The organism is Myceligenerans halotolerans (assembly GCF_054782975.1).
The window spans coordinates 1-10,995 of sequence record NZ_BAAGRL010000037.1 but is presented as its reverse complement, the minus strand read 5'-3'; the positions used below and the strand labels follow the sequence as shown (position 1 = coordinate 10,995).

The 10,995-nt window shown below is 66.8% G+C and carries 12 protein-coding genes, 1 tRNA gene and 1 pseudogene; 1 reads left to right on the top strand and 13 read right to left on the bottom strand.

Going from position 1 to position 10,995, the window contains the following annotated elements:
* The first annotated feature begins 238 nt into the window (after nucleotides 1–238).
* Nucleotides 239–318, top strand: a tRNA-OTHER gene (locus ACYVK5_RS21140).
* 245 nt (nucleotides 319–563) lie between these two features.
* On the opposite strand, the pseudogene ACYVK5_RS21135 reads toward ACYVK5_RS21140, so the two are convergent.
* The 13 genes and pseudogenes from ACYVK5_RS21135 to ACYVK5_RS21075 all read right to left on the bottom strand — a co-directional run.
* A pseudogene (locus ACYVK5_RS21135) lies at nucleotides 564–1,511 on the bottom strand (tyrosine-type recombinase/integrase); the annotation flags it as partial.
* 61 nt (nucleotides 1,512–1,572) lie between these two features.
* Nucleotides 1,573–1,788 (bottom strand): helix-turn-helix domain-containing protein, encoded by a 216-nt coding sequence (locus tag ACYVK5_RS21130; RefSeq protein WP_460707946.1) that lies wholly within the window; start codon nucleotides 1,786–1,788, stop codon nucleotides 1,573–1,575.
* Nucleotides 1,785–2,210 carry a helix-turn-helix domain-containing protein gene (locus ACYVK5_RS21125; protein WP_460707945.1) on the bottom strand — a complete coding sequence of 142 codons (426 nt, stop codon included), beginning with the start codon at nucleotides 2,208–2,210 and terminating at the stop codon, nucleotides 1,785–1,787. The genes ACYVK5_RS21130 and ACYVK5_RS21125 overlap by 4 nt, the downstream gene beginning before the upstream one ends.
* A 126-nt stretch (nucleotides 2,211–2,336) precedes the next feature.
* Nucleotides 2,337–3,404 carry a hypothetical protein gene (locus tag ACYVK5_RS21120; RefSeq protein ID WP_460707943.1) on the bottom strand — a complete coding sequence of 356 codons (1,068 nt, stop codon included), beginning with the start codon at nucleotides 3,402–3,404 and terminating at the stop codon, nucleotides 2,337–2,339.
* A complete protein-coding gene (locus tag ACYVK5_RS21115; RefSeq protein WP_460707942.1) occupies nucleotides 3,385–4,263 on the bottom strand; it encodes a replication-relaxation family protein in 879 nt (292 codons plus the stop codon). Before ACYVK5_RS21115 ends, ACYVK5_RS21120 begins: the two co-directional genes overlap by 20 nt.
* A 214-nt stretch (nucleotides 4,264–4,477) precedes the next feature.
* Nucleotides 4,478–6,739 carry a type IV secretory system conjugative DNA transfer family protein gene (locus tag ACYVK5_RS21110; RefSeq protein ID WP_460707941.1) on the bottom strand — a complete coding sequence of 754 codons (2,262 nt, stop codon included), beginning with the start codon at nucleotides 6,737–6,739 and terminating at the stop codon, nucleotides 4,478–4,480.
* On the bottom strand, nucleotides 6,732–6,953 hold the full coding sequence (locus tag ACYVK5_RS21105) for a hypothetical protein (protein WP_460707939.1): 222 nt from the start codon (nucleotides 6,951–6,953) through the stop codon (nucleotides 6,732–6,734). The genes ACYVK5_RS21110 and ACYVK5_RS21105 overlap by 8 nt, the downstream gene beginning before the upstream one ends.
* 156 nt (nucleotides 6,954–7,109) lie before the next feature.
* On the bottom strand, nucleotides 7,110–7,316 hold the full coding sequence (locus ACYVK5_RS21100; RefSeq protein WP_460707938.1) for a hypothetical protein: 207 nt from the start codon (nucleotides 7,314–7,316) through the stop codon (nucleotides 7,110–7,112).
* 6 nt (nucleotides 7,317–7,322) lie between these two features.
* Entirely contained in the window at nucleotides 7,323–7,907 is a 585-nt protein-coding gene (locus tag ACYVK5_RS21095; RefSeq protein ID WP_460707937.1) for an MT-A70 family methyltransferase, read from the bottom strand.
* 191 nt (nucleotides 7,908–8,098) lie between these two features.
* Nucleotides 8,099–8,806 carry a vWA domain-containing protein gene (locus ACYVK5_RS21090; protein ID WP_460707936.1) on the bottom strand — a complete coding sequence of 236 codons (708 nt, stop codon included), beginning with the start codon at nucleotides 8,804–8,806 and terminating at the stop codon, nucleotides 8,099–8,101.
* Complete coding sequence (locus tag ACYVK5_RS21085) at nucleotides 8,803–9,852, bottom strand: hypothetical protein (protein WP_460707935.1); 1,050 nt, start codon at nucleotides 9,850–9,852, stop codon at nucleotides 8,803–8,805. The genes ACYVK5_RS21090 and ACYVK5_RS21085 overlap by 4 nt, the downstream gene beginning before the upstream one ends.
* A gap of 50 nt (nucleotides 9,853–9,902) precedes the next feature.
* Entirely contained in the window at nucleotides 9,903–10,703 is an 801-nt protein-coding gene (locus ACYVK5_RS21080) for a vWA domain-containing protein (RefSeq protein ID WP_460707934.1), read from the bottom strand.
* 53 nt (nucleotides 10,704–10,756) lie between these two features.
* Nucleotides 10,757–10,995 (bottom strand): hypothetical protein (locus ACYVK5_RS21075; protein WP_460707933.1); only part of this gene is annotated, 239 nt, incomplete at its 5' end.

The window sequence follows — 10,995 nt, the reverse complement described above, 5'->3', positions numbered from 1 at the left end:
TTGGACATACCGCCCACCTCCCAAATTGGCGGACGTCTCTACGTTACGAGGGGAGGCACACGCCGGCTCGGGCATTGCCAGGGCCTCGTGGTCGTTCTCGTCGTCTTCGAAGGCGCTGTACGAGGTGGTGAGGGTGGTTGTCATGATGTCCTCCATTCCACGTGATTGACGGCAATTTTGACGGCAACGCAGCCGAATTTCCACGTACGTGCATGGGTTCGTGCGACGTCGTTTATAGAGGTCAGTCGGTCCTGTAAGGTGGCCTCGTTTCCCCTGAAGAGCCTTGTGTCCCCAGTTCGAGTCTGGGAGGAGCCACCAAGGAAAACACCCAACCCAACAGGGGTGGGTGTTTTCCTTGGTTGAGGCCTCGACACACTCGAAGCCTCCTCGGAAGCCGTTTGACGGCAATTTTGACGGCAATTTTGACGGCAACGCCCTCTGCTGGGTGCGTCCGCGAGCAAACGAGCCTCAACTTTTTGCAGGGCATTTTGTTTGCTGCGCAGGTCGACGTGTTCATAGATTCCGGTCGTACGGACGTCGCCATGGCCGAGGATTGCTTGGATGTCACGAGAGTGAACTTCCAAATCCTTCTGTGTCGTGGCGTTGCTGTGTCGCAGGCCGTGAATCGTGATTCGCCGCAAGCCGTGCTGTTCGCAGATCCGCATGAAGGATCGTGCAACGTTGTGCGACTCGAGCGGCCGACCCGAGCGGGTAGTGAAGACCAGTTCGTTGTCGTCTCCCGTGCCCTGCCAGGCGTCGCCGGCCTCTGCTCTGAGATCCGCCTGGACATCTCGCTGGTGAAGAAGGGCCTCGCGGGCTGAGGCGAGCAGAGGTTCGTCCCGCCTGCTTGAATCGGTCTTGAGCTCGACCTGCTGAAGCTCGCCCTCGATGCGCTGCACCTGCTGACGGATGTGCAGCACGCCTCGGCCGAAGTCCACGTCGCGCCAGCGGATGCCGATTGCTTCGCCGCGGCGAAGACCGTAGAGCGCGAGCAGCACGAAGACTGGGTAGAGGGGATCGGGACGGGCGACGTCGAGGAACCGAGCCGTCTCGTCCGGCGTCCAGTGGATCGCTTCCTTCGACCGGTACTGCGGAAGCTCAACCAAGCGGGCGACGTTCCGCATGATCATCTCTTGCCGCATGGCGTAGGTGAGGGCGGCACTCAAGACCTTGCGCACCTGGTGGATCGTGGCGACGGACTTCCCGCTATCGAGCAGGTCGTCGAGGAAGCCCTGGACGATCCGGACGCTGAGGCTGTCGAGTCGGTGATGGCCGAGGCCCGGCTTGATGTGCAGGCGCACGACCGACTCATGTCGGCGTCGAGTCAGCGGTCGTCGCTTCTCGCGCTCGAGCCAGAAGTCGAGGTACTCGTCGACCTTCCAGGCGTGCTCGGATGGGAGGATCCCTCGGCGGGTCTCCTCAACGATCCTCGCCAGCTTCTGACGTGCTTCCTGTCGGGTTGTCGCGTAGACACGGACTCGCTTGCGGCGTCCGCTTGAAGTCGGCAGCATGACGGCGCCCTCGTAGCGCCCATCTCCTCTCCGGTAGATGGTTCCCTCGCCGTTGGCCTTCCTACCCGCCATGCTCACCTCCACTTCGCAAGTCTTCGATCAGCTGGTTCAGGTCAGCCGGGGCGACGAACCGCCGCCGGTTGATCCGGACTGTCTTGAGTCGCTGCTCATTGACCAGCCGGTAGAACTGCCAGCGGCTCACGCGGAGCGCCTCGCAGACTTCCGGGACGGTAAAGAGCAGTGGCTCAACCGTTTTTGTGTAGGGGTCTTCTCTCATAAATAGTCCTCCTCTCTCCACCCTTGAATTTCTTGTTTTGTTATCTCGTTCTTGTCTGCCGCGGACGGGCGTGGCGCCATCGACGCTTCTTCCTTCACGAGCCGCTCGATGTACATCTGTGCCTGCGCTACACCCTTGTCTGAGATCTCCCCATACTGAACCCGAAGGTAGGTTCCTAAATCTGGTAGCTCTTCTGGTGTTAGGTACCCGGCTGCCGCGAACAGGTCGCCGGTAGGGACGTTGAGCGCATGCGCTAGCCGCTTCAGAGTGTCTGGTCTGGGGTTTCGGTTGCCCATCTCAATGCGGGTAATGGCAGAGACATCAATGCCTGCTCGTCGGGCTATTTCTCGTTTGGTAAGCCTGCTCTTGCGGCATAGCTGCTTGAGGTGCGCAGGGAAGTTCCTAGAGGGTGGCCGGTTCATGCTTGAATCTCCTTTATCACCCTATCGATTTATCCCTCCATTTTACCTCCAAAGCTACTTAAAGTCAGCAGTTATAGGCAATTCCACAACACTTTCTTGTTCTCCGTCGGAGAACTCCGTTAGTGGCTATTTCTCGAACACGTAGAGGCTCTGGCCGAGCTCAACGATGTCCCAGGTTTCGCGCGCCACAGCCTCGACTTGGGCGGTGTCGAGCTGGATGTATCCGCGGATCCCCAGGTGCTTTTCGAGCTCGTGGATGGCTTCGCGCCACAGGGTGATCTCGGTGAGGCCATCGAGCAGGGCATCCATGCTGGCGTAGCTGCCTACGTAGAAGGCGCGGAAGCGGTCGAGCAGGTCGTCGCTGTCGGGCTGAGCGTCGGGGAGCGTGAGGAAGGCGCGGAAGGCGTCGCCGTGTTCGCGGAGGCCCTCGGCTACCTGCGGGTGGTCGTCCTTCTCGCTTGGACCATGGGGCGGTCCGGCGTCGACGTGTGCGGCCAGGTACTGCTCCAGGCGGACGGCCCAGGTGTGGAGGTCGGGCGTGCGCCACTTGCGGCTCGTGAGCTGGCGGCACTCGTCCAGGAGGGCGGGGTTGGTCTCGCCGGCGGTGGCGAAGCGGCGGAGCGCGGCGTCGGGTGGCAGGAGCGGAGCAAGCAGGGTCGCGATGGCGCGGGCGTCGTCTTCCGAGACGGTCTCGCCGCGTTCGTCTGCTTCCGCGAAGGCGTGGCGGAGGTAGGCGCGGACCTTGTCGAGTGGCGTGGCGTCGATAGGTACCTCCTCTGCTGGCGGCTGGTCTGGGTCGGGTTCCTCAGGGTCGGGGTCGTCGTCGCTGGGCAGGCTCATGAGGTAGCGGTCGAGGTGGGCGATCCACTCGGTGAGCTGGATGTCGTGGGTGCGCAGGTAGACGGCCATCATTTCGGTGCCCATCGCTTCTCTGTTCACGCGGCCGGTGACCGCGAAGTGATGCAGGGCACCTGCCTGCGGTTCTCGCAGTTGGTTGGCGAGGGCGCGGGCCAGGGTGCGGGCGCCCCATTCGGGCACGGGGTCCTCGGTGCCGTCGACCTCGCTCATGGCGTCGTAGATGACGTCGACCAGCGCATCGTCTTGGGCGACGGAGCCGGTGAGGTCGATCTCGCCGGGCCAGAGGCGTTCTCGTTCGGGTATGTCGTCGGGTTCATCATGTGGGGGTTTCTCCATAGGCTCTCCTTTCTGCGGTTACTGGTTGGCTTGCTGGTTCGGGGTCCGTGCGGCCGGGCGGGTCGGGCTCGTCGCCTGCGATCAGCTCCTGGAAGCGCTCGACGGGCACCACCCGGAACAGATCGGGCTGGAGCGTCCTCTCGGCGGCGAGGGCGGCCTCCAGCGCTCTCTGCCGCCGCTCGTCTGGCACCACCCACACGACGGCCGGAAACAGCCCGTGACGGGCTTGGTGGGCGCCGGTGGCGGCGTAGCGCTGGTACACCTTGGCCTTGGCCACCACGTCCGGCGGGTGCTCGGTGGAGAGGTCCGCTTCAAGCAACCAGTGCGACTCGTACTCCGCGGTGGCGGTGATGGCGCTCAGGTCGGGCTTTAGCCACTCGTGGGAGCCGTGCGGTCCGAGGAACGTGCGCCAGCAGTTCGGCTCGGTCTCCAGAGCGAGCAGTTCGATGCGCTCGGCCGCAGCGAGCTCGTGGAGCTGGACGGCAAGTTCGGCCTTCATCAGCGTGTGCCGGACGAACATGCCGGACGGCTCGATGTACCGGCGGCGCTTCTTGTCTCCGTTCATCCGGCGCAGCAGTCGTTCGCCGGTGGCGCCGAGCTGCCAGGTGATGCCGGTGGAGCCTGCTCGTACTCCGCCGATGCGGCGCATCAGGCGAGCGATGAGGCCGTGTTCCTCGAGCCGGGTGAGCACGCGCATGGTGGCGCCGGAGGCTGCGCCGAGCGTGGCGTGGCCATGAGCGAAGTGCAGCCGGCGGATGTGGGCGGTGGTGAGGAGCCGATGCATCCGTAGCGACTCGAGCACCGCCAGGTCGCGCTCGGAGAGGCGCTCAAGCAGTGCGGTGATGTCCTTCGGGCTCATGGCGTACCTCCTTGGCGGTTGTGGCATGGGCTGTTCCGGGCGACGGGATGGCGGGCGCTGCACGTGGCTTCGGGACCCCCGGAACGGGGGTCAGTCCCATCCCGGAAGGGGCCAGACAGGGGCGATGAGCTGGGCCGACACGGCTGGCTGGACGTCGCGAACCGAGGGGCGAACCTACGGGCGAGCAGACGGGGACGAGGGCGAGGTGGGTACTTCATGGCTGTCTCCGCTTCCTGCCGACCTGCTCGGCGACGACGGGTGTGGCGGTAGCGACCGATGCTGAGCGACGCTTCGAGTGAGGACGGGTCGTCTTACCTGGCGCCTCGGCCGGGTTGGTGGCCTGGTTGGTCGGGTCGGTCGTGGGCATGGCGGTCGCCTCCTCTTCGGGCGACTCGGCGTCCTCCGTCGTCGCGGCGTAGTTTGCTCGACTGGCGGCGCGGACGACCGCGGGGTCGGTGGTGGCAGCCGGCGGCGGCAGCGTCTTGATTAGCGCCCAGCCGGAGGGGTGGCCATTGGCCACGAGGTTGGCGTAGGCGTGGAACTTTGGAAGCCCGAGGAAGTCGTCTGCCGTGAGGTCGCGGGTGAGCTTGGCGGTGTCTCTCGCGTCTTCGTACTCGGTGGCGAACACGATCTTTGAGCGAGCGTTCATATCGACCGCCGAGCGCAACGCAGGCGGAAATTGGCTTCGGAACTGTGCAGCCAGCACCCACCCCACGGCGAGCGAGCGGGATACGGCGAGAGCATCTGCCAGCGAGGTAGGCAGGTGGAGAAAGCGGGGCGCCTCGTCCACGACGACCATGCCGGGGCGCTGGGCCGGATCCTTCTCCTGGGCGCGCTCCTGTGTGGCCTGCCAGATTTCCGCGACGGCGAGGCTGCCGAGGAGACTCGCGGTGCCAGCGCCCACCAAGCCCTCATTAACGGGCATGAGCACGATCTTGTTCTCGCGGAACATGTCGCGGAGCCGGAACTTCCCCGAGCGCTGGCCGAGCATGCGCACCACGGCGGGCCGGAGGAGGAACTGGCGCAGCTTGTTCAGCGGCGCGGCGATGGCGGAAGCCTGGGCCTGTGGCGAGAGTGCCTCGTACCAGGTCCAGAAGCCGTCCAGGGCGAGGTCGCCCTGGACTTTGGCTACCTGCTGGCGGCGGAAACGAGCGTCCGTGAGGATGCGGACGACGTCGATGGTCGTGGCCGGGTGGTCTGGTGTGCTGGCGCGCGCCAGCGTACGCAAGGCGGCGCTGAAGATATCCGCCGTCCGAGGTCCCCAGCCATCTGCGAAGACGGCTTCGAAGACGGCCAGGATGCCGTCCACCACGACATCCGGATCCCTCCCTGCCACGTCCAGCGGGTTGAAGCCAGCGGTGGGCTGGTCCGCGGCATCCAGGATGACCACGTCCTTGATCCGCTCCTTCGGTACGCGGGCCAAGATGTCTTCCACCAGCTGCTTTTTCGGATCCAGCACGGCCACCGGCCGCCCGGCTTTGATGTCCGCCAGGATCAGGTGCAGCAGCACGTTCGTCTTGCCCGATCCGCTCGGCCCGTACGCCACGGCGTGGAACGTCTGATCTGCGGGCGCGATGCCGACGAGGCGGTCGTCGCCGGGCGCGGCGCTCGCGGCGAAGACGCGCTTGCCGGTGTGGACGGCCGCTGCTGGACGCAACGGCTTCGGGTGCGCGGGCGGAAGGCCCGGGAGGTCGTCGTCGCCGATCGGCCAGCCGAGGATGCCCACCAGCTCCGCGACGCTCAGGTGCAGTGGCCAGCGCCACGGCAGGGCGGCGTCGTTGAGCTGCTTGGCGGGCTGGCGCTCCAGGTCTAGCTGGACGCCAGGGCTTTGGGCGGTGGAGAGGGCGCCGAGCACGTTCATGATGAACCGCCGTCGCCGGCCACGGTCTGGGCTGCCTGCCCCGATCCTCACCGTGACGGCGAAGCCCGCCTGGGACAGCCGCTCGCGCAGCCGCAACCTCGTCTCTGGGCTGGCGGGACGTTCCCCGCCGGTGAGGGCCTGAGCGAGGGACAGGCCGGGCTCAAGCGCCCCGCGTGGGACGGGGCGCGGCGTAACGTGCGGCCCGAGTACCACCTGAAGGACAGCGACCTCACCGAGCTTCAGCGGGGCGGCCATGGCCGAGAGGAGCGAGCGGGTGGTGGCTTCGGGCTCGTCCGTACGCAGCGGCAGGCCGCCGGGCTGGAGCCGGAGACGCGTCGCCACCTCGACATCTCCTCGGGCGCGCGCTCCGCCCTTGAGCTTGGTGAGGAGGCTGCCGGGGATAAGGTCTGCGAGCAAGCGCCGCAGACGGTGAATGTCCGTGGGCCGGCAACCGAGCAGATGCCGCACGCCCTCTTGGTCCGCCCGCAGTTCGAGCGCGACGCGTGGAGCGTCTCGCTCGGAGGCGAGTCGGGTGAGGAACGCGCTCACTGCACTGGGCTCGAGCGGCCGAGGGAGATGGAGCCGGGAGAAGACGAGCTGGCTGGAATCAGGCATCGCGACGCCCCTTGCTCCGACCAGCGGCCTTGCTGTCCGTCTTTCCGGCGCCACGGGCAGCGTGTTCGGCTTGGGCTTCACGTTCAGCATCGGCCTGTGCCAGGTCGATGAGCGCTCGTGAGAGCTTGCGCAGGTCCGGGGGATCGCGACGGACACCTCGCACCCTGAGCTGGCGCTCGACGCGCCTCCTGTTGATCTGGTTCTTTCTTGCCATTGACCACCTCCTTTCGATTGCCGAGCAGTGACTTTGCGCAACACTCGGCCTGTTTTTACTTATTCTGATTTTTTGCGTAGAGTCAATACATGTTGTCTATTCCACATCGTTGCTCTGGTCCGTGACCTCTGAATACTCATGACAGGGGTATGAGGTTCAGAAGTTGGAGCGTCGCCAGCGGATGATCGCGCTCACGGCCCACCCGGCTGCGATGAGCACGACGCCTCCGGCGAGCCAGGGAGTGATCGGGCGCAGCCACGCCACGGCCAGGTTGAGCGCGATGGCGGCGCCGAGCAGCAGCAGGCTGGCCCGGAAGATCCAGCCGAACGGATCCTTCGACAGCGACGTCTTGTCTTCTCCCATGCGCCCTCACTGCGCCTTCCGGTTGCGGGCAGCGTCGCTGGGCACGGGGTAGCCGGGGATGGCGAGGTCGGCGTCGACCTCGTTGCCCCAGACGAACCAGTCTCGATTGCTGGGTGGCTGGCGCCTGGCGAAGAGCTCCACGTACGGAGGATTGGAAATCCGTTCGATGACCGTGTACTGCTCTTCGGGCTTGTGGCTGTGGTCCTGGACCGGCGCGTTGAGCCACGTCGGCTGGGAGCGGAAGTTCACCGGCGCCTTGCCGCGTGTGGCGAACAGCAGGTGTTCGGTAGCGTGACGCAGGTACGTGCCCAGCCCGAGGCGAAATTTCACCCAGGTGAGGGGTGCTCTCACCGTGAAGCCCCATGCTTCGGCGACATCGTATCCGTCCTTTAGAGTTCCGTTCGTGACCCAGAGCCACAAGTGGGCGTTGTCTTCGGCGAGGTCGCGGATCGGCATCGCCTTGATGCGCTCCAGGCTCATGAGGGGGTAGTGTCTCGACGCCCCCCGCGCGCCCCTCTGGTCCTGCTGCCACGGCGGGTCCGCCAGGATGGTGCGGAACTTCGTCGGCACCTGGTTACGGGTTGTGCTCACTCGATAGGCCTCCTCTCTGCCCCGGATTACGGCCCGGGTGCTGGAGCTAGTTATGGACGATGAGGGGCTGGAGAGAAACCAGCGGTTCGGACGATCCTTCGGGCGAAGATTCGCCCGAACCGCTGGGGCCTCTCCCTGGAGATCACGCCGCCTGGTGACGACGGCGGGCACCGGAGAATCCGTTGTGGTCTCTACATCGGCTCGGCGACGTGGCTACCGGGCCGGTGTGCCACCAGCCCAGCGAACAGCGCCCGCGCCACGACGCCCGGCTTCGACTCGTGCGTGACGTTCGTCGCGGTGACGGTCTCCGGCAGGAAGCCCATGGGCAGCTGGCGCCCCAGCACGACGGCATGCACCGCCCCTGGGAAGGCAGCCAACTCGGAGAGGACCGCGTCGGGCTCAGAATCCGTGAGGAAGAAGTCTGAGAACAGGGCGAGGGTGACCTCGTGCTCCGGGTGCTTCTTTGCCAACTCGGTCGCTCGCGCCAGGCTCGGGCCGAGATTGCTCGTCCCTGCCCCGTCCGCGGGCGGATGCAATCCGGCCTGGAGCCGCGCGAGGGTTCCTCGGGTGAGGGGCGTGGGCGCGACGTCGCCGCTGGTGGGCGTGTCGAAGTGGATGATCGCGCCCAACTCCTTCGACGAGCCCCGGCGGGCGACGACGGAGAACGCGTGCTCCATCTCCGAGTACCTGTTCGAGACCGGATCGCTACCCTGGGGACCGGCGACAGACCCACTGTTGTCCATCACGGCGATGAGCAGCGTCGGCACGGTTGCCGGCCGCCCGGGACGGCCGAGGGCGTACGTGGGCCTGGCCGGCCCGGCCGGCCTGCTCGGCGCCGGAGCACCGAGCAGGCGGCTGGGCAGCAGGCTGCTCGGAAGCAGCGTGGGTCGGGTGCTCATGCGCCCGTACCTCGCCGAGACCGTCTCCCGATGACCCCGCCCTGCTCTTCGGCCGAGAAGCCATGGCCGAAGATCTGCGGGTTATTCCGCTGCGCCTGCCAGGACAGAGACTCCACCCGCTTGCCGGCAGCACCGGCCCGATGGGTGCTCTCATTGCGGATCGAGCGCGCCATCTCATCGGCCTCTGCCGTGTCCCGGACGGCAGCCGAGCGGCTGAGCTTGTCGTAGCGGGCCTCGGCCTTGTGGACCCGCTTCTCGAGGCGAGCCAGCAAGTCCGCGACGTCGTCCGCGGCGTGGTACCCGAGAAGCCCCGAGGCGAATGCCGTGCCGAGCGCGAAGAGTGCGAAGGCACCACCGGCCAGCGGACCCTCCAGACTTGCACGGAGAAAGAAGATCCCGACGGCGACCAGCATCGCCACCAGCAGCGACAACCCGCCGATGAGCTTCGTGATGCCGTGGCCACCGTCGCCGGGGACGAACAGGTGCCGGTAGGACTGCTCGTCCTCGGTGAGGCTGTCCGGATCTCGCTGCCGCTTTCGAGCCGCGCCGATGTGCTTGAGCTCAGCGCCCACCAGGCCAGCGCAGGCAGCCGCCAGACCGGTCGACAGCGCCAGGGGGAGGGCGATGAGCGGGACGTCGCCGTTGATGATCGCGGCAGACAAAACTCCGGCGGAGTCACCCCCGACCAGGGCCAGCCAGCCGACCCAGTACCTCGTGGCCTCCGCCGTCTTGCGACGGACGTATGCGCCGAGCACGCGCTGTGCCTTCTGGTACTCGGCCCACGCATCGCGGATCTCCGCCTCGCAGTGCGCCCGCCGGAACGCGACGCCCGACGCCTCGCGCTCCAGGCCACGCGCCTGGACGTCGTGGGGACGGGCGTCGCTCTCACGCTCGGCCTGCCAGAGCAGCTCCTGCTCGTCCGCCAGGGCGTGGTACTCGTGCTCGACGTAGCTCGTGCCGATGTTGGACGGCCGCGGGTGCCCACCACCCACCTCGTCCAGCCGAGGCAGCGAGATGGCCTCGACCTGCTCCATCCAGGCGTCCATGGAGTCCGCCTGCCCGATGTTGAGGGCTCGGGCGAACCTACCCCGGCGCCTCACTCGGCAGCTCCGGCGTACTCGGTGACCGAGAGGCAGTCCTCGGCGCCGGTCTGGGCACAGATTTGGTCGTAAAAGGCGACGAGGCCTTCGACCGCTTCCGAGGACGGCGGCGAATCGGCCACCCGCCCCAGGCCAGCGACCACCACCGATGCACCCGCCAGCTCCGGCACGCTCACCTTCTCCGCCAGGGCGGTCGCTTCCTGTTCGCTCAGCGCCTTCTTGCCGAGCTTTACGCCCCCGACGTTATGCATGCCATCCGTTAGCAGGAAAACATGGAGGCGGGAGCCGCCGTCCAGCTGCTGCGCCCACTCTGCGGCGTGGCGGTACTGGGCGGTCACGTCCGTGCCGCCGCCGGGCAGCGCCGCGACCGCGGGCTCGTACGCGGTCCGAACCTCGGCCATCGTCTCCTCGACGACCTTCGGCACCCGCCGGAGCCGGGCGTTGTCTGTGCCGCCCTCCAGGTGGAGGGGCGCGTCGAAGAGCGTGGTGGTAGCGGCGGAGGAGGCCGAGAAGACCAGCACCCGGAGATGCCCTGAACAGATCGCCGTGCGGCGGACGATCCCCTCGACAGCCGCCATGCGCTCAGCCGTGATCTGTTCGGAGGCGCTGGAACGCGAACCGTCGATCTCGACGAGCGAGGCCGGAGGCGCTGCCGGGTCGCAAGTGGCGAGGATGGCCTGGTTGGCAGCCAGCTCGCCACGCGGCGGCGTGGGGATGGTGCAGGCAGCCAGGGCGATGGCGACGGCCACCACCAGCACCACGCAGAAGACGATGCGGCGGAAGTTGCTAGGCGACATCTGGGACCTCCTCTCGAAGAGACGGACGACGGGACGATGAGGACGACGACGGATCATGCGGCAGCGGCTCCGACGCGGACAGGCTTGTGCAGCCAGTTCTGCTCGCGACGGGCTCGCCGGCGCTCCTTGAAGTCGACGACCGGCAGCTCGACGACCTCGACCGGCTGGCTCCGGAGTTCGCGGGCGAGGCGCTCGAGCTCGCGGCGCTGCCTGTTCAGGTCGCGCTCCGCGTGGCAATCCCTTGAAACCGTGGAGGCGTGATTTTGCTTGGTCTGGCAGTCGTGCCTCGCGG